This is a genomic window from Thermogutta hypogea, assembly GCF_055386265.1.
Genome location: NZ_AP042425.1, coordinates 4,614,354 through 4,637,381, shown reverse-complemented (window position 1 = coordinate 4,637,381; position 23,028 = coordinate 4,614,354). Strand labels below are relative to the sequence as shown.

The following is a 23,028-nucleotide window of genomic DNA, read 5'->3' as shown; positions in this document are numbered from 1 at the left end:
AGGTAACACCATGCGAAACGCTTTTGTCATCGCGGCGGCGGTCTGGACCATAGTCGCAGGCTACAACGCATTCCGCGGCGGGTGTCGCGCGGTCTACGCCGACAGCGACGGAGTCATGCCGCCGACTTTGCCGGAGCAAGACAAGGAAGCGGTCCTCGCATTTCAAGATGCGGTTTACGACGCCACGCAGAAGCAGGCGCGGTATCTTTTAAGCTTGGTCCATCCGTGGCAGGAGGACGCCGCTTTGTTGCTGACGACCGACAGCAAGAGCGCTGAACATTGGATTCGCCCCAACACCGGAACCGTCGAGGGTTTGGCGTTTCTGTACCGCTTCGGTCCCTACGATCCGAATATCGTCGGTGCGACCCGAAGAGAGCTTTTGCCGACCATCCTGGGAATGATGCGCTACCTGGTCGCCACGCACGTGACGGGAGATCGCGTGACCGGCGACGGTCGGCCGTGGGGGGATGCTTGGCAGTCGGCCCACTGGGCCCAAATGCTGGGTCGGGCGGGCTGGTGGATTTGGGATGATTTGCCGGATGATCTGCGGCATGGAATCCGTCGTGTGGTGGCGCACGAGGCGGCGCGGTTCGTCGATGCCGTACCGCCGCATCAAATCCAATACGACACGAAGGCCGAAGAGAACGCTTGGAACAGCCAGATCTTCTCGGTGGCCGTTCTCTTGATGCCGGAAGATCCCCGGCGCGAAGCTTGGGAAAAGGCGTTTCAGCGGTGGGTGATCAGCTCGTTCTTGCGCCCTGCCGACGAAAACTCGGACCGCGTCGTGGACGGCCGCCGAGTTTCGGAGCAGTTCACGGGCGCCAACGTCTACGACGACTTCACGTTAGAAAACCACGGCATGGTCCATCCCGACTACATGCAGACCTTCGGCCTTTCGCTGGGATGCGCACTGGATTTCCGAATGACCGGCCGCGAGCCGCCCGAGGCGCTCTTGTACAACGTACCGGGCATTTACGAGAACCTGAAATGGTTCGTGCTGCCGGACGGCGGATTCGTCTATCCGTCCGGGCAAGATTGGCGATTGTTCCGCAACGCGGATTGGCTGGGCAGCCACGTTTTGATGGCGGTCTTCGGACGCGACCCGGAAGCCTGGACGCTTGCCCGGCGGTCTTTGGAGGTGCTCCGCCGCATGCAGGCGCGCAACGCTACCGGCGCCGTGTATCAACCCCAAGAGTTCTTCTTCCCTTCCACGCAATCGGACCTATTGCGATCCTTGGCTCACACTTGGCTGGTGCTGCATTATGCCGAGGATGTGCGAGGCTCATGGTCGGACCGCGTGGGGGTCCGCCGACTGGATTCCGGCCGGATCATCTTGAATCGCACCCCGACCGCCGTCCACACCATCAGTTGGGGTGCCGTGGTCATGGCCCAATGCGTCGCCAATCGCTTGGATCGCGTCGTATCGCCGGACCAACGGAACGGCATCGGTCACATCCGCGTGGAAAGCTCACCCAAGGCCCTGCCCATCAAGTTGATGGACGCCGCCGTGAAGGAAACGGACGGCGGCTTCGATGCGACGTTGGTCGTGGAGCACGGTCCCGGCGTCGTCCGAGCGGACCTGCGCTATATCTCGCATGCCGACGGTCGGTTTGCCATTTCCGAGCGTCTGACGGCCCTTCAAGATGTCACCACGACCGAGATCACCACCGGCCTGATCGGTATCTTGAACAATCCCGCCTGGATCTACGAAACGGGCCGACGTCGCGTGACGGTCGACGGCATCACGACCTTGGCCGAAGCCCTCGGCGGTAAGAGGATCGATGCGGCGGGCGGCCGGATGATCGATATCGACGGCGTGCTGCGCGTCACAGCCCATCGCCCGCTTTCGGCTTGCTATCTGGGCGCGGAGGACTACGAGCGAGCGCGCGTCACGGACCGCCTTTACCTGAACCGTATCGCGGAACGCCGGGATTGGAAGAAAGGCGAAATCATTTCCGAATACGATGCGGTGATCGAGGTGATTCCGCAGGATGATGCGCGTGCGAAACCATAGACGCGTCCACGGGGCGGATACGGCCGCGCTGCGTTATCGAGATCGATCTCTCGTCACCGCCGGCGGAAGAGCCGCTCGCGGCTTGCTATCTTTTGAGAAGCACGGTTGCGGATCAGCTACCCGGCCAGGATTCGAACCTGGAATTAGGGAGCCAAAGTCCCTTGTGTTACCGTTACACCACCGGGTATCAGCTCATTGAGGAAGCTCGAGCCTGGCGAGCGTCCCTCCAAGCCTTTATCTATATTTAACGCACCGTCTCAACGGCGACAAGTCCGGTGGAGAGAATCCACCTGCGGTCTCGGCGGCGTTTTACGCCGCGGGAAGACCGTGACGAAATGCCCCTGGTGACAAAAAAAGAAGCGGCCCGATCATTCGACCGAGCCGCATTCCTTGGACCAGGCCCTTTGCCGAGTTCGGCAGAAGGCCGATTTCGATCAAACCGCGTCAGATCGTGCGGCTATCCGAGGGGCTGGGGGCCGCTTGCGCCGGCTTGACGTCGGCTGGGGCGGCTTCCGCTCCCGGCGCTGCACAGGCATCGCAGGCCGGCTCGCAAGCGCGTTGCACTTTCACCGGGCAGCACACGCGAACCGGAACCATCTCGCACACCACGCGGGGCACGCAGCGGGTGACCGTGTACGGCACCTGCTTCTTCACCCAGCACACGTCGTACACCGTCTTGGTGCAGGTGACGGGCTTCATCACGCGGCAGGGTACCGTCTTCACGCAGGTGGTGGGCACCAGCTTGCAGACCTGGTAGGCTTGGGTCTTCGTCCGCTGCTCACGCACCCACTTGCAGACCTTGTACGTGCAGGTCTTCACCCGTTGCTCCGGTACCATCTTGCACACCTGATAGGTGCAGGTCCGTTGCTCCGGTACCCACTTCCGCACCTTGTAGGTGCAGGTCTTCACCCGCTGCTCCGGTACCATCTTGCACACGGTGTACGTGCAGGTCTTCACCCGACGCTCCGGTACCATCTTGCACACGGTGTACGTGCAGGTCCGCTGCTCACGCACCCACTTGCAGACCTTGTACGTGCAGGTCTTCACCCGTTGCTCCGGTACCATCTTGCACACCTGATAGGTGCAGGTCCGTTGCTCCGGAACCCACTTCCGCACCTTGTAGGTGCAGGTCTTCACCCGCTGCTCCGGCACCATCTTGCAGACGGTATACGTGCAGGTCTTCACCCGACGCTCCGGAACCATCTTGCACACGGTGTACGTGCAAGTCCGCTGCTCGGGCACCCACTTGCAGACCTTGTACGTGCAGGTCTTCACCCGTTGCTCCGGTACCATCTTGCACACCTGATAGGTGCAGGTCCGTTGCTCCGGTACCCACTTCCGCACCTTGTAGGTGCAGGTCTTCACCCGCTGCTCCGGCACCATCTTGCAGACGGTATACGTGCAGGTCTTCACCCGACGCTCCGGAACCATCCTGCACACGGTGTACGTGCAGGTCCGCTGCTCGGGCACCCACTTGCAGACCTTGTACGTGCAGGTCTTCACCCGTTGCTCCGGTACCATCTTGCACACCTGATAGGTGCAGGTCCGTTGCTCCGGTACCCACTTCCGCACCTTGTAGGTGCAGGTCTTCACCCGCTGCTCCGGTACCATCTTGCAGACGGTATACGTGCAGGTCTTCACCCGACGCTCCGGTACCATCTTGCACACGGTGTACGTGCAGGTCCGCTGCTCGGGCACCCACTTGCAGACCTTGTAGCTGACGGTCTTGACGCACTTCTCGGGAACCAGCTTGCAGACGGTATAGGGAACCTTCTTCACACACGTCTCACGGACGTACTTGACGCAGGTCACCGGGCATTCCTTGACCTCGGGGACCCAAACGCGACGGCACACCTTGACCGGCGGGCACTGGACTCGGACCTGCTTCACTTGGCCCGGATCGTAGTACGCACGGCAGCTCGTGGCGTCCCATTTCCATTCGCCCGGCTCGCGGACGCACTTGGTGACCACGGGACCCGGCTTTTCCACAATCCGGGTTTCCCAGCGGCCGCCGCACACCTTGACCATTCGGGTCTCGTGCACCGGCTTGCAGACGGAGTAGGCGACCTCACGCTCGCGGGTCTCGTAGACTTTACGATACACCGTGTACGCCACCTGCTTCGTGCAGGTCTCCCACACCGGCTTCATCACCGTGTAGGTTCGCGTCCGCGTCTCGTACACCGGTTTCATCACCGTGTAGTGAACGTCGCGGGTCCGCGTCTCGTACACCGGCTTCATCACCGTGTACGGGATCTCCTTCACGCAGGTCTCCCACACCGGCTTCATCACCGTGTACGTCTTGGTCCGCGTCTCCCACACCGGCTTCATCACCGTGTACGGGATCTCCTTCACGCAGGTCTCCCACACCGGCTTGCAAACCGTGTACGTCTTGGTCCGGGTCTCGTACACCGGTTTCATCACCGTGTAGTGAACGTCGCGGGTCCGCGTCTCGTACACCGGCTTCATCACCGTGTACGGAATCTCCTTCACGCAGGTCTCCCACACCGGCTTCATCACCGTGTACGTCTTGGTCCGCGTCTCCCACACCGGCTTCATCACCGTGTACGGGATCTCCTTCACGCAGGTCTCCCACACCGGCTTCATCACCGTGTAGGTCCGCGTCCGCGTCTCATACACCGGTTTCATCACCGTGTAGTGAACGTCGCGGGTCCGCGTCTCGTACACCGGCTTCATCACCGTGTACGGGATCTCCTTCACGCAGGTCTCCCACACCGGCTTGCAGACCGTGTACGTCTTCGTCCGCGTCTCCCACACCGGCTTCATCACCGTGTACGGGATCTCCTTCACGCAGGTCTCCCACACCGGCTTGCAAACCGTGTACGTCTTGGTCCGGGTCTCGTACACCGGTTTCATCACCGTGTAGTGAACGTCGCGGGTCCGCGTCTCGTACACCGGCTTCATCACCGTGTACGGAATCTCCTTCACGCAGGTCTCCCACACCGGCTTCATCACCGTGTACGTCTTGGTCCGCGTCTCCCACACCGGCTTCATCACCGTGTACGGGATCTCCTTCACGCATGTCTCCCACACCGGCTTCATCACCGTGTAGGTGACTTGCCGGGTGCGAGTCTCATAGACCGGCTTCATTACCGTCTGTGTAACCTGACGGTATTGGGTTTCCGGAACGTATCGGGTGTAAGTAACCTGGCGGGGAGTGACCACGCGCTCGAAGCAGGTCTTGTAGCTCGTGACCTGCTGCCGTTCGAGGACGATCTTGCGGTGCGGTCGCATCACCGTATGGCATTCCTGGGTCACGCAGCCGGGATCGACCGCGCAAGCCGCAGGACGGTGACAAAGCCGAGCGGCGCCGCAATAGCCTGCGTCGGCCTTTCCCGCCGCGAAGGCAACCAGGAAGGTTGCGACTAGCGGCAGACTCCACAAGGTTCTCATTGCACGCCTCCTTCAGCGGATCGAAACTGGTAGGGCCTGGTCGAATGAGAGCGCGAAGTACCCCAACCGATACTTCGGTCGCCCTAATTCACGTGCGTTAAACGATACGAACTTCCCGTAAAGGCTTGCCTGACTTCCTGCTCTGCCCAATCCAGCTATTTCGCTGCGAAATGGCTGCATAGGGTTTCCGCGGACTTTGGGGGCTTCCTAGGTAAATATCGGAGCTTTGCGTCGATATGTTAAGTTAATCAAAAGAAGTGACGAGCGTTGGCTCCATAGATTAGGAGACGTACGACAGTATTCACAGTCAAAACGCTGGAATGGATTCTTTGGAGGAGTTCGGCACGTGATGCGCTATACAACTACCGCCCGGCCGGGCATTGCGTACCGAAGCCCATCTAACTCCCCGGTTTAGGCATGAAAGGCTTTCAGCGGCTTTCGTCGATTGGCGGAGATGAAGCACACAAAGATGATTGCCGGTTTGACGCGAGCCATCTTCTACTACCTTCTACTACCGAGGTCGCCTTCGGGAGCGTTCCCGCGGTCTTACGTGCCGGGTCGCATCCCACCGGCAACAGCCTGTGCAACGATCAACAATCCACGGCTTCGGACGCTCGCCGTCGTTTGCTTCACCCTTCCGCGCCCGCCCAGTCGTTTTCTTCAGAAGAACCGATTCGTCCGTCCGTCTTCCAAAGCGGAGGTAGGGATTTTGGATTTGCCAAGGGCTGATTTCGGTTCTACATCTTTTCTAAACGGGAGCACGAACGGCGAATCAACGCCGGCGAGGCAAGTCGAACCGGCGCCGAACCGCCGCGCCCGTTCGAGGGATCGCAGGGGCCGACTTACCGATGGTCGCGTAATCAAGAGCGGTTTCAGGCGGGCAAGACAGATTCGAGGTTGGAAGAGGTCGAAGCATGTCAACAAAGCATCGTTCCGTTCGCCGAAAGGCGTTCACGCTGATCGAGGTCTTGATTGTGGTCGTGATCATGGCCATCCTGGCGGCGGTCATCATCCCGCAATTCTCCAGCGCCACCAGCGACGCCAAACGAAGCACACTGGAGTTCAACACGCACACGCTCCGCTCGCAGATCGAGTTATACAGGGTCCATCACGGTTCCTATCCCACCATCTCCAACGGCGACCTGCCGCAATTGTGGCAGGCGACGAATGCGGCGGGCGACATCGGCACACCGGGGCCGAGCTATCCCTACGGGCCTTATTTGGCCACCGGTATCCCGGCAAACCCGTACAACAACAGTAACAGCGTGGTGGCCGTAGCAACACCGGGCCAAAGACCGACGGCCGCCGTGGCCGGCGGAGCCGGCTGGCAATACGATGAGACCACCGGCAACATCTATCCCAACAATCCCGAGTACTTTCAGTGACGGAAACGGGGAAGAGTCGCTCGGCTTGAGGGACGCGGATGCGGGCATGCCCGCGGGAAAGACGCCCGCCCCTTGAGCTGTTGATTACCGGCGGAAATCAGATCGGGGTCGGTCCCATGCAGGGATCGACCCCGAATTGTTTCCGGCTCCTCTCATGCGCTGTGGCCGTTCAACCTGTCGCAGTTCTCCGAGAAAAGCGTCATAATAGGCGCGCCCTACCCTCTGCCGGGCGGGCCACGCCGCCGAATCGGCGGCCGACTGGGCGGCGTTCAGGCACCACGTGGCGCGGAAACCCCTTCCATGACGTTGGATCGCGAAGAATACATCGAGCAGGCATACTTCTTTCGGACGCTCCGAGAACGACTCGATCAAGGGACCGCCACGCAAGACTTGCTGCGCACGATACGCCAAGAGATACTCTCCACGACCAAGCTGCCTCTGGCGATCGATTTCATGATCACCGAGCTACGGTTTACCGGCGGATTTGCGTCGGCGATGGCGAGGCTGAGCCACTACTTCACGCCGTTTCAGGCCTTCGTCGTCGGAGAGGCCGAGAGGGAGCAGGGCCGGTTCGATTTTCGTACTGCCCTGGAAATTCTGGAAAAGGAAGCCGACTATCGCGCCAAGCCGGGCACCGTTCAGGGCATTTTCCTGTATCAGTTCGAGACCTTGTGCCGCAACCGCTTGGGCTACGACAAGGGCTTGGAAGCGATGGCCCAGGACCCCATTTACGACGAGAACTGGCGGGAGTGGATCCTTTCGCTCCGCCGACAAATCGGGATCGTCGATCTCGCCGACATGATTTTCGTGCGGAGTGAGCATTACCGGCAAGTGACGGGCGAAGCGGAGAAATCGGTGCTGTTCGGGGAAAAGGAGGGCAAGATCGCCCTGGCCAATCGGCGGAAAGATCCCTTGTATCTTTTCGCGGCCCTGGCGCGTCACCTAGGATATCCCAGCGTGCCTCGCCCCAAGCGGGAAGAGAACCTCGTGCAAGACTTCTACACTTTGCAACGCAAGCTGGAACGGCTCGAATCGCGGATCAAGCTGCTAGAGGACGAACGCAAGGGCGGGATCGATCTCAGCCAGTTTTACGTTCGCCCCGATGAAAACAACACCAAGTAACTAATGTTTACATGCACCGTCAATTTTGTCTGATATTTTCGCTTGCCTCCCATGGTGAATTCGCTAGACTGATGATAGCAATCATCGACCTTTAGGTAATAGGTGTGCTTTCGTATCTCGAGTATAAGGCGGATCCGGGCGATTCGTGTTGCAGCCGATGCTTCGGAGAACCGTTCGGGGCGTCGCCCAATCCGACATTTCCGGTGATGTATGAGCACCAGGGGAGTTTTGTTCGCGCAGGCGTGACCGGTGCGAAAAAAGCCGCTCGGGTCGACCCGATCAAGGGCGTGAAATTGCAAAGCGATCACCGTTTTCCGAAAGCCGACGGACGATGAGCCTGTTGGAAAACTTGAGCGTCGAAACCGTGGCGAGGCTGGAGACGGCTCCGGCGGTTTCGGTGACGCCCGACATGGCGCTGACGCGCGTGTTGGAGGTCATGCGCGACTACCGCGTGAACGCCGTCACGCTGGAGGAGTCGGGGCGGATCGTCGGCATCTTCACGGAACGTGATGCCCTGCGGGCCATGGCCGCCGGCGAAGATGGCGAGACGCCCATCCGCCGTCTGGCTTCACCTTGCCCCCTTGTGGTCACGAAGCGGGAGCCGATCGCATACGCCATTTCCAAGATGTCGGCCAACGGTTACCGCCACCTACCCTTGGCCGATGACGACGGTCGCGTGATCGGCATGGTGGACGTCATGTCCATCATCGGCTGGCTGGTCGATCATTTTCCTCAAGCAGTCTACAATTTGCCCCCAACGTCGGAGACGCTGCGGGAACGAGAGGGGCCGTGAACGCGAGGTTGTGAATCCATGAACTCTTTTAGCCCGATCCGTGCGTCGTCGCAGGAAAACACCGTCCTGATGCGGGAAAGGGAAGAAGTCGTGCAACAGCAAACGGGCGTATCCTCATCCGTTAAGGCCGCCGTGGAATTGCGAGAGGCGACGGTACGGTTCGCGGGGGATTCGGGCGACGGCATGCAATTGGCCGGTACGCAGTTCACCACGGCCTCCGCAGCGGCTGGAAACGACGTGGTCACGCTGCCCGATTATCCTGCCGAGATTCGCGCCCCGCGCGGCACTAAGGCCGGCGTGAGCGGCTTCCAGGTCCATTTTGCCGGGCGACGGATTTACACGCCGGGTGATAAGATCGACGCCCTGGTCGCCATGAATCCGGCCGCTTTGGCGACGAACTTGGGCGACTTGACCCGCGGCGGGCTGTTGATCGTCGACAGCAACAGCTTCGTGAAGCGCGAGTGGGAAAAGGCCGGCTATACTGCCAACCCGCTGGATGACCCGGCCCTTTCCCAATATCGAGTCATCCCGGTGGACATTACCGAGCTGACGCGGGCGGCCGTGAAGGACTTGGGCCTATCCACCAAGGAGGCCGATCGCTGCCGCAATTTCTTCGCCATGGGGCTGGTTTACTGGATTTTCGATCGGCCCTTGGATCCCACCCTCCGTTTCATTGCGGCCAAGTTCGGCAAACGGCCGGCCGTGGCGGAGGCCAACCGCCGCGTGTTGATGGCCGGCTATCACTACGGTGAGACGACGGAGGCCATCCATCAGCGATACGTGGTCCGACCGGCCAAGCTTCCGCCGGGGACGTATCGCAGCCTCAGCGGCAATCAAGCCTTGGCTTGGGGTTTGATGGCGGCTTCACGCCTCAGCAACTGCGAACTGGTTTACGCCGGTTACCCCATCACACCGGCCAGCGACATCTTGCACGAGTTGGCGATGCGATGGGAATTCGGCGTAAAGACCTTCCAGGCTGAGGACGAGATCTGCGCGATCGCCGCAGTCATCGGAGCCGCTTTCGGGGGAAAGATGGGCGTGACGGCGAGCAGCGGGCCGGGAATCTCGCTGAAGGCCGAAGGGCTGGGCTTGGCCGTCATGCTGGAATTGCCCCTGATTGTCGTCAACGTGCAGCGCGGCGGCCCGAGCACGGGCTTGCCGACGAAGACGGAGCAATCGGATCTGCTACAGGCGCTGTTCGGGCGGCACGGCGAGTGCCCCATTCCCGTCTTGGCCGCCCAAAGCCCCGCCGACAATTTCGAGATCGCCATCGAGGCCTGGCGGATCGCCGTCCGCTATATGACGCCCGTCATGATCCTCAGTGACGGGTACTTGGCGAACGGTGCGGAGCCGTGGCGGATTCGCGATCTCTCGGAGTATGAACCGATCCCGATCCGACACCCCGGTCCCGAGACACAAGATTTCTTGCCCTACAGCCGCGACGAGCGGTTGGCCCGGCCTTGGGCCGTCCCCGGTACCCCTAACCTCATGCACCGTATCGGCGGCCTGGAAAAGCAGGCCGATACCGGTGCCGTCAGTTACGATGGGGCCAATCACCAAAAGATGGTTCAACTGCGGGCCCAAAAGGTGGCGGGAATTTCCAAGGAATATCCGCCGCAGCCCGTCATCGGCCCGGAGTGCGGTAAGGTGCTGTTCGTCTCGTGGGGCGGCACCTTCGGCGCGGTGCGATCGGCGGTGCAGGAACTCCTAGAAACGGGCTACGAAGTCGCTCACACACACCTGCGCTACTTGAACCCGCTCCCCGACGATTTGGGAGACATCCTATCGCGGTACGAACGGATCCTGGTGCCGGAATTGAACCTGGGGCAATTGGCCATGCTGCTCCAGGCCAAGTATCTGCGGCCGGTTCGTTCCGTGAGCAAGGTAATGGGACGCCCCTTCAACGTCGAGGATTTGGTGGAGGCCGGTCGGCAGGCCGTCGAAGAGGACTGAAACGCCGCGGGCAAGCGAAAGACAAGAGTAGCATCCCCAGAAGGATTCCAGGCCATGTCCATTGACGCCTTACTTGAAACACCCCCGCTTGGGCCGAACGATTACGCCAGCAACCAAGAGGTCCGTTGGTGCCCCGGTTGCGGCGACTATGCCATTTTGGCCCAGGTGAAAAAGACCCTGGCCAATTTGGGTTTGCCCCGCGAGAAGACGGTCTTCGTCTCCGGTATCGGTTGCTCCAGCCGCTTTCCCTATTATGTCAATACGTACGGGATGCACAGCATCCACGGGCGAGCGCCCGCGATTGCCACGGGGCTGAAGATCGCCCGGCCCGACCTTTCCGTCTGGGTCATCACCGGCGACGGCGACGGGCTGAGCATCGGCACGAACCACCTGATCCATGCAATCCGGCGGAACGTGGACATCAACATCATTCTTTTCAACAATCGCATCTACGGCCTGACGAAGGGTCAGTTTTCGCCCACCACGCCGCTGGGGCATCCCACCAAAAGCAACCCGTACGGCTCGCTGGATAACCCCTTGCACGCGCTCTCCTTGGCCATCGGCTGCGAGGCCACTTTCGTCGCCCGCAGCATCGACGTGCATCAAAAGCACCTCGGCATGGTCTTGGAACGAGCGGCCGCGCACAAAGGGGCCTCCTTCGTCGAGATCTACCAAAACTGCGTCGTCTTCTACGACGGCGCTTGGGACTATGCCACCGACCGCGACTCCAAGTTCGAGACGATTCTCGAGCTGGAGCACGGCAAGCCGCTCATTTTCGGCAAGAACCGCGACAAAGGCATCCGCTTTGTCGGCATCGAACCGCAGGTCGTCTCGCTGGGCAACGGCGTCTCGGAGAGCGATTTGATCATCCACAACGAGAAGGCCGAGCAGCCCACCCTTGCGTACTTCCTCAGCCGCATGCATCATCCGGAGTTTCCGGAGCCGATCGGCGTCTTCCGCGATGTCGCGCGGCCGACGATCGACGAACTGATGGACGCCCGACAGCGCGAACTGGTCGCAAAACGAGGCGGCCCGCGCGACTTGGATCAGCTCTTCCGCGAAGGCGAGACATGGACGGTCAAGGATGACCAACCCGCTCAGCCCGCGGCATGACGGGCGGCAGCACGCTTCGGTTTCAACCCCACGGTTCGGCTCAGCGAGGACCCTTGCCTGGGGCGGTTCGGCCTGGATGCCTCGAGCAGGGGGGAATAGGACCGGGAAGATGGAACGGATTAGAAGGCTGCTCTGTACCGCTTGCGGTTTCGAAAACTTGGCCGGGGCCGAGATTTGTTTGCGTTGCGGGGTCCCTCTAGTACACGAGCAAAACTACTCCCCCCGCAGCGCCCTGGAGCGCAGCGTGCTCCACGATCGCATCGACCGCCTCCCCCTTCGCACTCCCGTGTGCGTGCTCCCCGAGACCCCCGTGCAGGAAGTCTTGAAGGCCATGGTGGCCAAGGGGACCGGTTGTGCCCTGGTCGTCGACCGACACGATGAACTGGTCGGCATTTTCACCGAGCGAGACGCCCTGATGAAAGTCAGCGAAGACCTGGCGTCGCGCGGCGCTCTTCCGGTCGCCGACTTCATGACGTCGCCCGTCCAGTGTCTCGACATCGACGATTGCCTCGCCTTCGCCGTGCATCGCATGGACGTGGGCGGCTATCGGCACATCCCGATCCGCGACAACGGTCGGTTGGTGGGGGTCATTTCCTCGCGCGAGCTGCTGCGTCACTTCACGGAAGTGCTGAAGGAAGCCTAGCCCGACGGCGCGGGCCTCGGCATTCCGCCGGCTTACCGCGCGGACGCGGCCGGCCCGGACGCCCTCGCCGTCTGGGGTCCGCTGCGCGGCGGCGACTGGGTCGTGCCCGCCAGATAATTGTCGATGGTAGCGCCCGCCCGCAACTTCTCGTAGTAGTCCGCCATCGCCAGACGCAGCTTCTTCTCTTGCAAATCCGCGGTCAGCTCCGCGCGGACTTCTTCCAACGTGACGTCGACGGGCTTGGTCTGACCGAGGCAATAGAGAATGACGTACGCCTCCGGCCCCACCTGCACGATCCCCGAGATTTCGCCCGGTTTAAGGGAAAACGCCTCTTGTTCCAGCATGGGCTGGCCGCCGTGCTTTTGAATCGGCGCGATCTCGCCCCGCAAGGCCCGAGTGGTGGCGTCCATCGAGTATTGCTCGGCCAAGTCCCCGAAGTATTCCTCGCTAGGATTGGCCCGGAGCTTTTCCCAAACTTGTTGGGCGCGACGCAGGTTGTTCAAGAGGATGGCCCGGCAGCGAACCCGCGGACCGTAATTCGCCTCGAACGCCTTCTGCAAGTCCTCCTGGCTGACGGTAACGTTGACGCCCACCAACTTTTTCAGCGCCACCGTCGGCCAAACCGCATCCAAGCGATAGACTTCCTCCGTGATGCGCTGCTGCTGCGTGATGAGTTCGATCCACTTCTCCACGTTCGGCTTTCCGTCCGGCCGGAGCGGCAGGTTTTGCCGCGCCGCCCGCTCGATCTCCGCTTGCATGTCCTCCGCGGTGACCGTGATATTGCGTTGGCGGCACGCTTGCTCCAGCAGTTTCCGGCTGATGGCGCCCTCCAGCACCTCCTCGCCGTGACGATCGATGCACATCTCGGCCAAATCGCTCAAACGAATCGCCCGGCCGTTGATCAGGGCCGCCGTGTCCGGCATACGGGCCCGCTTTTCCGGGTCGTTCCAAACATTCTCCACCCGGGCCTTTTGCTGCAATTCGCGAAAGACCTCCTGCGCCACGTCGCGGAGTCGGGCGTCCCGGGCCAATTCCTCCAGCTCGCCGCGAACGTCCTCGAACCGCACTTTCACCGCCGGAAGCCGTTCCTCGCACTTGAGAATCACGAATTGATTCCCGATCGGCAGCACGCCGGAAATCTCCCCCGGTTGAAGGCGGAAGGCCTCCGCCTCGATCTTCGGGTCGCCCACGTGCATCCGAATCGGCTGGATCAAGCCCTTCAAGCCGGCGCTCGCCGTATCCTCCGAAAAGTCCTTCGCCAATTCGCCGAACCGTTCGGGGTCTTGCACCGCTTGGCCGCGGATCTTCTCCGCCTTCTCCCGGTCGCTGACCACGATCAAGCGGGCCTTGACCGCCGGTCCGTAACGCGATTCGAACTCCTTGCGCAACTCCGCATCGGTCACGACCATCCGATCGCCCGCCAGTTTCCGCAGGGCCAACGTGGGCCAGATGATGTCTTTCTTGTATTGCTCCGGCTTGATGCCGCGCTCTTCCTTCAGCAGTTTCAGCCACGTTGCGACGGGCATGCCGAACCGCGTCGCCATCCGCTCCACCTCCGCGTTCACCTCATCTTCGGTGACCGTCAGCCCGCGCAACTGGCACTCCTGCATGATGAGGTACTTGTTGACGACGCTCTCCAACACTTCGCTGCCGTACCGCTTCAGGCATTCCTTGCCCAATTCGTCGCGGGTGATCGGCTCGTTATTGACGACAGCCACGATTCGGTTCTGCGCGGCGGGCCCGACCGGTACGCCGGTCACGGCCTCCGGCTTTTGGGCGGGAGCGGACGCCGGCGCCGAGCGGGGAGTTTGGGCGGCCGCCGCAGTCGAGGCACCCGGTTCGGCTTCCGCCGTGCCCGTCCTCCACGCCATCCGAATCCCCACGGCAAGGGCAATCACGGCCAAGACGACAGACAAAGACTTCCAGCGGTAACCGCCGACGACGATGAGACGTGGACTATCGGAATCCTTTCCACTCATGACGGTTCCTCCTGTAACCGCGCGATCGGATTGTGACGCAAGCTCGCGTGCGGGAAGGCCCTCGAGGTCAGACGGGTCGAGAGCGTCGCGAGTCGGGCGGAGTATAGTCCCGTTTCCGCCGTGCCGTCAAGGCCGAATTTTCGGGCGCCGCGGCGGGCCTTCCCCAGAGGATCGACAAGACCGCGCGCCGCCGCCTGTCCGCGCGTACCGATTGCACGGACTTGATGCCTTCCAACGGCGAGCCGCTGAAACCCGCACCGCCCATCGCCGCTCTTTCCTCTCTGCCCCGGATTGCGATGGGGATGGTGCCCTGGAACCTGTGCCGCGCGGAAGTCGTTCACCTCTCCGGAGTAGGTTCCGCCGCTAGCAAGTCTTTCACCATCGCCCGGTGACGGAGGCCGATCTCCTCGAACGGTTCGCCGAAGGCGTGGTATCCCAGACGTTCGTAGAAGGGCACGGCCGATTGGCGGGCATGGAGCACCAGGCGGCGAAAACCTTCCTGCCGGGCCAGGGCTTCGGCGGCCGCCACCAAGGCCGTGCCGATTCCTCGCCTTTGGCATTCCGGTACGACCGCCACTTGCCGCTTGCGGATTTCGCCGCCCTCCGCCGGCGTCAGGACCAGGCAGCCTACCAGGCGGCCGTCCTGAAAACAGCCGAGGTGGATTGAGCGGACATCGCTCAGCAATTCCTCCCGCGTGAACTCCAACCCCAACGGATCACGGAGCACCGCCTTGCGCAGGGCCAGCTCCGCCGCGTATGCGACGGATCCGTAACGGATGACGCGGATGGCGTGGGAGTGCGACATGGGTTGGTGAACGAGCTCGGCGGCGGTGCAGACTCCGGTCGGCGGAGCGGTCCGGCCCGAACAGCGGTGCGAGCCGCGGCATCCCTCCGCCAAACGCCGGGCCGTCCGTGATCAGGGCCGGCACGCACGGCGACATTCATAATTTGCTTACTGGAGCAGGAGAATTGCGGCCGGACCCATGATAGAATACTTCCGGTTTGCCGGACAGGTAATCGGGTCCCCAGGCGTGGGAGGTCGCAACGATGAGGCACGGTATCGTTCGGGCAGTCGCTTGGTATTATGCGGTGGTCTGCGGCATGGCCGCCGCCGTGATCCATTCGGATTGGTGCCGGGCGGAGCAGGCCGCGGCGCCAAAGCCGCTGTTGGTAGGTTTCGCGGAGCGAGACATCACTCCCGACATTGGGATGGAGCAGCCCGGCGGTTACGGCAAGTCGTACCACCGAAGCGTGCACGACCCCTGCAAGGTGCGTGCGGCGGTGCTGGACGACGGCGAGCGGCAAGTCGCCGTGGTGAGCGTGGACGCCTTGATCTTGCGTGAGCCTACGATCGCGGCGGCACGCCGGGCGATCGAACAGGGTTGTGGTCTGCCCGGCGAAAAAGTCTTGATTGCAGCCACACACTCGCATTCCTCCGGCCCGACCGGCATGGTGCTTCCCGGCGAGTTCGACGATGCCGACGAGTGGGTGCGGCACTTGGCGTATGAAGTGGCTTCTTCGGCGGACAAAGGCTACCTGGAAAAGGTAGAGACCCAAATCGCGGCGGCGGTCTGCGACGCCTTCGCCGCGCGAAAACCGATGTCCTGCGGTGTGGGCAAGGGCGTGGTGGAAGGCGTGGCCTTCAACCGCCGCTTTCGCATGAAGAACGGCCTGACTTTCACGCATCCCGGCCAAATGAACCCGGATATCGTCGAGGTCGCCGGCCCCGTCGATCCGGAGGTCATCGTGTGGGGAGCCTTCAACGAGGCCGGGACCCTGCAAGGCTGCGTGGTCAATTTCGCTTGCCATGCCACGACCAGCCCGGGAGGCATTTCGGCCAACTGGATCTATTACCTAGAGCAGGCGATCCGCGGATTTTTCGGGCCGGATGTGGTCGTGCTGTTCCTCCCCGGTTTCTGCGGCGACGTCACTCAGGTGGACAACCTGAGCCCGTATCCACGGCCGTCCGGTGAGGAATGGGCCAAGTTGGTGGGCGGCAGCGTGGGTGCGGAGAGCATCAAGGTCTTGTTGAAAATGCATCGTGGGTCGACCGCACCTATTCAAACCGTCGTGAACCGGCTGACGATTCCGCGGCGCGCTCCCCATCCCGATCGAGTGCGACAGGCCGTGGAACTGACCAAGAAAGACCCGCAGGAGGTCGGCCATACCGACTGGATTTTCGCCGTGCAAACGGTGCTGCTGGACGCCATGATGAAGAAGTCGCCGCAAGCGGAAGTGGAATTGCAGGCCGTGCAAATCGGGCCGCTGGTCATTTTGGCCAACCCGGCCGAGTACTTCTGCCGCTACGGTTTGGAGTTGAAACAGGGTTCGCCCTTCCCCTTCACCATGCCGGTGGAACTGGCGAACGGATGTGTGGGCTACGTGCCCACGGTGGACGCATTTGGTCCGGACGGCGGGGGTTACGAGACGCGGCTGACCGCGTACAGCAACCTGGAGATTACGGCGGGAGACAAAATACGCGACGGGTTGCTCGATTTGAGCCGCAAGCTGACTCCCGGCCCGGTTCCCGAGCCGCCGCGCGTGAATCCCGTGACTTCGCCTTGGACGTATGGGAACCTGGGGCCGCAATTGGAGTAGTGGGGCGTGCCGGGCGGCCGACGCCGTTTTAGCCTCTTTCCCGAAGTTCCGCCGCAAGGACCTCGGCGGCCGAAAAGCCGCTGCGGACAGCCCCTTCCATGGTGCCGGGCCAACCGGTCGCCGTCCAATCCCCGGCAACGGCCAACCCAGGTAGAAGGGTCTTTTGCGGAGGGCGTTGGGATTCCCAGTCCGGTCTTGGGCAGTAGACGGCCGCCTTTTCGCGAACCACGCGCGAGCGAAGCAGGCGGGCGCCCGCGAGCGACGGAAAAACCTCACTCAGTTCCCGCGCCGTTATCCCGGGGAGATTTGTGCTTGCCGGAAGCGCGATGGTGTGGGCGGCGCTGATGACGACCTGGCAGTACCACTCTCGACCACGCAATGTCTTTCGTTCGGCGTCACCCCGCGCGGAGGCCGGTTCCTCCTCGTCCGGACGAAATACCCACTGCGAAAGGGTATTCAGAAGCGCGGCGTTGGGCAGGGAAAACGCCGGCCGGTCAAGCCACAAATGGACGCCGATGATTTCCCCCGGTTGAGGCGCAAGCGTGAATCGGGCAGACCGTTCCGCGGCCAAGGGCGGTCCGGAACGCTCGAAAAGGCGGACACACTCACGATACGGCACGGCACAGACGACGGCGTCGCATGGTTCGGTCGTACCGTCGGAGAGGCGGAGCAACCAGCCGGAGTGCGTCGGCTCGACGGCATCCACCGGCGTGGCTCGTGAGATGCTCACGCCCGCCCCTTGCAGCCGCCCGGCTACCTCACCGTCCCAGAATCGCCGCAGTGAGAGCCGCGGCAGATGGAGTTCATAGCCGAGCCGCGACCGCATCAGGCCCTCGACGACGACCTTGCGAGCCGCGGCTAGGGACGCGCGGTCGAGCGAGTCGCTGAGGGCGCTGAGCAGCAACGGCTCCCAAAATAATCGGACGGCGGCCGGCGATTGTCCGTGCCGGGCCAGCCACGCCCCAATGGTTCCGGCCTCCGAAGTCTTCGGCAGGCGGAGCATCGCCCGCAGGATGGCGAGCCGGTCCGCTCGGCTTAGGAACGTGAGACGGAGAAAACTCGGCAGAAGGTGCAAAGGCGGTGGTAGGAGGGGAAAGGCACGCAACCGCCACGAGCGACCGCCCGAGGCCGCGAAGTAAATCTCCCTTTGGCGTCGCCAGTGCCGCCGCAGCCCCAAGCGGTCGAAGAAGCGCAGCAGTTCGGTGCAGCAGCCCAGGGCGAGGTGTTGGCAGCGGTCGATCTCGCGGCCGGTTGCGTCGTCGAGAAAGGAACCCAGCCTGCCGCCCAGGTGTTGCTTGGCTTCCAACAGGCGGACGCTGAAACCGGCTTGCGTCAGGCTCCAGGCCGCGGCCAACCCGGCGGCACCTCCGCCGATGACGGCCGTCCGCACGGCACGATGGACCGGATTTTGCGTGGCGGCATCACGAAAACTCATGGCAAGGAACGCCTAGCGGGCGGAAGTACGGCCCAGCGGACGGCCAAGGTGAGAATCCACCAGCCGGGTACCCGAATGCGTGCACGCAGAAGCTCGGTGCGGAATCGCCGGAGCCGACGAAACAAGGTCCAATACGTGGTCGTCATCAAGCCGAAGATGCGGCGTCCTCTGGGCGACAGATGGGGAAGGAGCTCGGCCCCGCGGTGATAGAAGTCGGCCGTGCGTTCCATTTGAAACTCCAGCCACCGAGCCGTCTTCGCGTTCACGATGCCCGACAGAAGGTCCTCCGGCGCCATGCCGAACCGCGCGAACTCCTCCAGCGGCAGGTAGTAGCGATCGCGGCGTGCGTCTTCGGCCAGGTCGCGAAGGATGTTGGTGAGCTGGAAAGCGATGCCGCAAGCATCGGCCTTGGCCAAGGCTTCGGCCCCGCCGGAAAATCCCCAAATATGGATGCACGCCACGCCCACCGCGGATGCCACTTTGCGGCAATAGTCCAGCGTGTGATCGAACGTCTGAAAGCGGACCGGTTGCAGGTCCATGCGCACCCCGTCGATAACGGCTTGCAGGGTCTCCCAAGGAACGCCGTAACGGCGGACGACGTCGGCCGCGGCGGGCAGGACGGCCATGCCCTCGGCCAAGAGAGGTTCCTCCGTCGGCGGCATGCCGGGAATGACGCCCTCCGCCGTCTGCAAGGCCTGAAACGCCGCCTCCCAGCCGTCCAAACGACGCAAGGCTCGGTCACCGCCGGGAGCGGCATCGGCGAGATCGTCCGTCACGCGCAAAAAGGCGTACAACGCCTCCATCGCCCGGGCACGATCCGGCGGAAGCAGGAAAAAGGCGGGGCAAAAATTGGAACGCGACCGGCGGCATACGGCCCGGCAGCGGCGGTAGCTTTCTCGCAGCCGTACATCGTGGGGCGTCATGACGCCACCTCCGGCAATCGGCCCCTCCATACGGACCAGCAGGCTTGCACCATCAGGGCAACCTTGCTCCAGCCGGAGAGCTGGGGGCGGCGATGCCAGACGTCGTAATCCACCGCCTTGACGGCATCCAGGATCGCCAACCCGCCGCGAATGAAAAGGAGTACCGGGATTCGCAAATCGCGGGGCATCATGGCGACCAAGGGTTCGCCGCCGCGGAGAAAGGCCGCAGCCTCGGCCGTAAGCCCCTCCATCATGCGGCGGAAGGCAGGATTGAACTCTCCCCGCTCCAACATACCCTCGTCGTAGCCCGCCCGAAGACGCACGCTGAGCGGAATGTAGATTCGGCCGCGGCGATAGTCTTCGGCAACATCCTGCCAGAAATTGGCCAGTTGCAGGCCCGTGCAGATCGAATCGGCGTAGCGAACTCGGGCCGGGGTATGGCAGCGCCCCAAGTACAGCACGAGGTGTCCGACGGGATTGGCGGAATAGCGGCAGTAGTTGAGCAAGGATTCCATCGTCTCGTACCGCAACACCTCCTGATCCTGCCGGAAAGCCGACAGCAGATCGAGAAAAGGGGTGATCGGTATTCGAAATTCCCGGATCGTCTCTTGCAAAGCGACCAACACGGGGTGACGCGGCCGCCCTTGATAGCAGGCCTCCAACTCGAATCGCCACCAATCCAGCAGCTCCTTGGCGACGTCGGGTCGGGAAACTTCGTCGGACAGATCGTCCGCCCAGCGACACCAAGCATAAACATTACAGAAATGCTGACGTAACCTTCGCGGCAGGAACAGCCCGGCCACGGTAAAATTCTCGTAATGCGTCCGCGTCAACCGGCGGCAGTAGCGCCGCGCCTCACGCAAGGGGACGGCGGGGCCGCTCGATCGGGGGCCGAATCGTTCCAAGTCCGCGGCGAATCGGGCTGCCTCGTTGCGATCCCATCGGGAGGCGCCGGGAGAAGAGGTCGCTGGGGGCATGCCGTCACACAAGAATAACCAGGGCCGTCGTGGAGATGGATTGCGGTACCGTCCGCAACCCCTTCATTATGACCCCTCAGTCGATTCGAGGAAACTATGCGTATTCTGCTTGCCTCGCCGCGGGGATTTTGCGCGGGAGTGAACATGGCGATCGAAACCCTGGAGGAAGCCCTCCGGCGATTTCCCCCGCCGATCTACGTCTATCACGAGATCGTCCACAATCGTTGGGTAGTATCCGAGTTCCGGGACCGGGGCGTGATCTTCGTGGACGATCTGGACGAGGTCCCGGCCGGAGCGACGCTGCTGTACTCGGCTCACGGCGTGTCGCCCGAAATCCGCCGCCGCGCCGCGGAACTGCAACTGCGTACGGTCGACGCCACCTGCCCGTTGGTGACCAAGGTCCACCGGGAAGTGCGGCGGTTTTCCGATCAGGGCTTCACCGTGCTCCTCGTGGGTCACGCCGGGCACGATGAAATCGTCGGTACCATGGGTGAGGCCCCAAACGCCATCCGTCTGGTCGAAAACGAGGAACAGGCCGAGACGGTCGAGGTGCCGGACCCGCAACGCGTGGCATATTCCACGCAGACCACACTTTCCGTGGACGACGCGGAACGCGTTGTGGCGCGTCTGCGGCGACGGTTTCCCGACCTGCAAGGCCCCGCCCGCGACGACATCTGTTACGCCACGCAGAACCGCCAAGAGGCCGTGCGCGTGCTCGCCTCTGAGACGGACCTGTTTTTGGTCGTGGGCAGCCAAAACAGCTCCAACAGCCGCCGTTTGACCGAAATCGCAGCCGCGGCGGGCATTCCCGCTTATCTCGTGGACGGACCGAAGGATTTGCACGAAGCCTGGTTCCAAGCCGATCAAACGGTGGGTATAACGGCGGGTGCCAGCGCGCCGGAGAGCCTGGTTCAAGCCTGCGTGGAATACCTTCGACAACGGTTCGACGCCGTGGTCGAGGAGCGGGTCTTGCGTGTGGAAAGCGTCCACTTCACGCTGCCGATTGAATTACGAGCCCCCCGGGAAACCGCCCCCGAAGCCTAGACGACCGGCTATCGCGCAATCAAAATGGCCCGGGCGGTGGATAGGGTTGCCTTGCTGAGCGGTTTTTCGCGTGGACGGTCACGGAACGGATGGAGGAGGGCGAACATGATCGAGTTTCTCTCCGCGATGATTTCGCTATCCCTGGGAAGGCGGGCTGCCGCGCGGCTGGCCTGCTGCGCGATGGTTCTCGCCGCGGCGGCTGCGAGCCGGACCGACGCCGCCGAATCGGCCTCATCCCCCGACGGTACCACCAGTGTTCGGGACTTCGGTGCCGTGGGCGACGGCGTTGGCGACGACACCGCCGCCGTGCAGGCGGCCGTGGATCGCGGCGGGGCGATCCTCTTTCCCCCCGGCAGATATCGCTTGACGCAAACCGTGAACGTCGATCTTGCGCAAACGGGCTGGGCATCGCTGTTGGGCCGCGGCGCGGCGCGGATCATCATGGACGGACCCGGCCCGGCCTTTCGCTTCGTCGGTTCGCACACCGGCACGGCCGACCCCGCCTCCGTCAAGCCCGAGGTCTGGGAAAAGGAACGCATGCCCTTGCTCGACGGTTTGGAAATCGTGGGCAACCACGAAGCGGCCTGCGGCCTGGAGGCCGTGCAAACCATGCAGTGGACCGTTACCCGCACCACGATCCGCGGCACGCTCCACGCCGTGCGGCTTTTCCAGCGCAACCGGAATGTGATCCTCTCGGAATGCCACTTCTACGACAATCGCGGGTGCGGGGTGCTGCTGGAGGACGTCGATCTGCATCAGATCAACGTCGTCGGCTGCCACATCAGTTACAACCGCGGCGGCGGCGTGGTAGTCCGCGGCGGATATCTGCGCAACTTGCAAATTTCCGGCTGCGACATCGAGTACAACATGGGTCCGGAAGCACCGCCCACCGCCAATGTCTTGATCGACAGCCTCCAATCCGGAATCGGTCACGCGGAGATCGCCATCGTCGGCTGCACCATTCAACACTCCGTTCGGGCGCCCGACTCGGCCAACATCCGTTTCATCGGTCGCGATTCCGCCGGGCGGTATTGGGGTAACTTGACCATCGGCGACAACGTCTTGAGCGACGTCACCCGAAACATCGAGATCATCGCCGCTCGCGGCGTCAGCATCGTGGGCAACACCTTCTGGGGTGCCGCCGAGGAGGATCTGCTCGTGGTGGATTCCCAAAACGTCGTTGTCGGAGCGAATATGTTCGACCAAAGCCCGAATTATAATCGCGAGGGCAACTACCGCGGCGGCGTGCGTTTCCACCGATCGCGGGACTGCACGCTCCAGGGATTGCACTTGGCGGACATCCTCGGTCCGGCGATCGTGCTGGAAGAGTGCGAGGGCTTGAACGTGACGGGATGCACGGTTCGAGGGTCGCAGGGACCGGCGATCGACGTGCAGGGTGTGTCGCGCAGTCGCATATCGGACTGCCTTTTGCAAGCGGCCGCCGCTCGGGAGGCGGACGGCCGCACACCGCCCGCCATCCGAGTACAAGGCAGTTCGCACCTTTTGATTCGCGGCAATATGACGGACGCCGAAATCGAGGTTTCACCGGACTCCGGCGAGGTCACGCTCGGGGACAATGTCCGCGTTCCGCCGCGCGAGCCTGCCCCGTGATCGCTCCGAAATCGCACTGGCTGCGAT

The 23,028-nt window shown here is 62.6% G+C and carries 16 protein-coding genes and 1 tRNA gene; 10 read left to right on the top strand and 7 right to left on the bottom strand.

Features of this window, described 5'->3' with window-relative positions; all coding sequences use genetic code 11:
• Window positions 1–10: 10 nt before the first annotated feature.
• Complete coding sequence (locus ACZ5B4_RS16690; protein WP_464912359.1) at window positions 11–2,014, top strand: hypothetical protein; 2,004 nt, start codon at window positions 11–13, stop codon at window positions 2,012–2,014.
• Window positions 2,015–2,130: 116 nt separating this feature from the next.
• Here ACZ5B4_RS16690 and ACZ5B4_RS16685 read toward each other — a convergent pair.
• Window positions 2,131–2,201: transfer RNA gene (locus tag ACZ5B4_RS16685), tRNA-Gln, on the bottom strand.
• Between the two features lie 257 nt (window positions 2,202–2,458).
• The gene (locus ACZ5B4_RS16680) at window positions 2,459–5,425 is read right to left on the bottom strand and encodes a hypothetical protein (protein WP_464912358.1); all 2,967 of its coding nucleotides are present in this window, start codon (window positions 5,423–5,425) and stop codon (window positions 2,459–2,461) included.
• 914 nt (window positions 5,426–6,339) lie between these two features.
• On the opposite strand from ACZ5B4_RS16680, the gene ACZ5B4_RS16675 reads away from it, so the two are divergent.
• The 6 genes from ACZ5B4_RS16675 to ACZ5B4_RS16650 all read left to right on the top strand — a co-directional run bounded on the left by ACZ5B4_RS16675 (window position 6,340) and on the right by ACZ5B4_RS16650 (window position 12,434).
• Window positions 6,340–6,810 (top strand): type II secretion system protein, encoded by a 471-nt coding sequence (locus tag ACZ5B4_RS16675; protein WP_464912357.1) that lies wholly within the window; start codon window positions 6,340–6,342, stop codon window positions 6,808–6,810.
• Window positions 6,811–7,110: 300 nt separating this feature from the next.
• On the top strand, window positions 7,111–7,932 hold the full coding sequence (locus tag ACZ5B4_RS16670; protein ID WP_464912356.1) for a hypothetical protein: 822 nt from the start codon (window positions 7,111–7,113) through the stop codon (window positions 7,930–7,932).
• Window positions 7,933–8,263: 331 nt separating this feature from the next.
• Complete coding sequence (locus ACZ5B4_RS16665) at window positions 8,264–8,725, top strand: CBS domain-containing protein (protein ID WP_464912355.1); 462 nt, start codon at window positions 8,264–8,266, stop codon at window positions 8,723–8,725.
• A gap of 18 nt (window positions 8,726–8,743) precedes the next feature.
• Window positions 8,744–10,678 carry a 2-oxoacid:acceptor oxidoreductase subunit alpha gene (locus ACZ5B4_RS16660; RefSeq protein ID WP_464912354.1) on the top strand — a complete coding sequence of 645 codons (1,935 nt, stop codon included), beginning with the start codon at window positions 8,744–8,746 and terminating at the stop codon, window positions 10,676–10,678.
• Window positions 10,679–10,732: 54 nt separating this feature from the next.
• Complete coding sequence (locus ACZ5B4_RS16655) at window positions 10,733–11,791, top strand: 2-oxoacid:ferredoxin oxidoreductase subunit beta (protein ID WP_464912353.1); 1,059 nt, start codon at window positions 10,733–10,735, stop codon at window positions 11,789–11,791.
• A 109-nt stretch (window positions 11,792–11,900) separates the two neighbouring features.
• A complete protein-coding gene (locus tag ACZ5B4_RS16650; RefSeq protein ID WP_464912352.1) occupies window positions 11,901–12,434 on the top strand; it encodes a CBS domain-containing protein in 534 nt (177 codons plus the stop codon).
• A 32-nt stretch (window positions 12,435–12,466) separates the two neighbouring features.
• Here ACZ5B4_RS16650 and ACZ5B4_RS16645 read toward each other — a convergent pair whose 3' ends face one another.
• Window positions 12,467–14,413, bottom strand: coding sequence for a peptidylprolyl isomerase (locus tag ACZ5B4_RS16645; protein WP_464912351.1), 1,947 nt, complete (start codon window positions 14,411–14,413; stop codon window positions 12,467–12,469).
• A gap of 337 nt (window positions 14,414–14,750) precedes the next feature.
• A complete protein-coding gene (locus ACZ5B4_RS16640; RefSeq protein ID WP_464912350.1) occupies window positions 14,751–15,218 on the bottom strand; it encodes a GNAT family N-acetyltransferase in 468 nt (155 codons plus the stop codon).
• Window positions 15,219–15,460: 242 nt separating this feature from the next.
• Here ACZ5B4_RS16640 and ACZ5B4_RS16635 point away from each other — a divergent pair, with 242 nt between their 5' ends.
• Complete coding sequence (locus tag ACZ5B4_RS16635) at window positions 15,461–17,011, top strand: hypothetical protein (protein ID WP_464912349.1); 1,551 nt, start codon at window positions 15,461–15,463, stop codon at window positions 17,009–17,011.
• Window positions 17,012–17,039: 28 nt separating this feature from the next.
• Here ACZ5B4_RS16635 and hpnE read toward each other — a convergent pair whose 3' ends face one another.
• Genes hpnE through hpnC form a run of 3 tightly spaced genes read right to left on the bottom strand, consistent with a single transcriptional unit; the run spans window position 17,040 to window position 20,346 of the window.
• On the bottom strand, window positions 17,040–18,446 hold the full coding sequence (gene hpnE, locus ACZ5B4_RS16630; protein WP_464912348.1) for a hydroxysqualene dehydroxylase HpnE: 1,407 nt from the start codon (window positions 18,444–18,446) through the stop codon (window positions 17,040–17,042).
• Entirely contained in the window at window positions 18,443–19,369 is a 927-nt protein-coding gene (locus ACZ5B4_RS16625; protein ID WP_464912347.1) for a phytoene/squalene synthase family protein, read from the bottom strand. The genes hpnE and ACZ5B4_RS16625 overlap by 4 nt, the downstream gene beginning before the upstream one ends.
• Window positions 19,366–20,346 (bottom strand): squalene synthase HpnC, encoded by a 981-nt coding sequence (hpnC, locus tag ACZ5B4_RS16620; protein ID WP_464912346.1) that lies wholly within the window; start codon window positions 20,344–20,346, stop codon window positions 19,366–19,368. Before hpnC ends, ACZ5B4_RS16625 begins: the two co-directional genes overlap by 4 nt.
• 96 nt (window positions 20,347–20,442) lie before the next feature.
• Here hpnC and ispH point away from each other — a divergent pair, with 96 nt between their 5' ends.
• Window positions 20,443–21,390 (top strand): 4-hydroxy-3-methylbut-2-enyl diphosphate reductase, encoded by a 948-nt coding sequence (gene ispH, locus ACZ5B4_RS16615; RefSeq protein ID WP_464912345.1) that lies wholly within the window; start codon window positions 20,443–20,445, stop codon window positions 21,388–21,390.
• Window positions 21,391–21,495: 105 nt separating this feature from the next.
• Window positions 21,496–23,001: a right-handed parallel beta-helix repeat-containing protein gene (locus ACZ5B4_RS16610; RefSeq protein ID WP_464912344.1), complete on the top strand. Its 1,506-nt coding sequence runs from the start codon at window positions 21,496–21,498 to the stop codon at window positions 22,999–23,001.
• The last annotated feature ends 27 nt before the right edge of the window (window positions 23,002–23,028 follow it).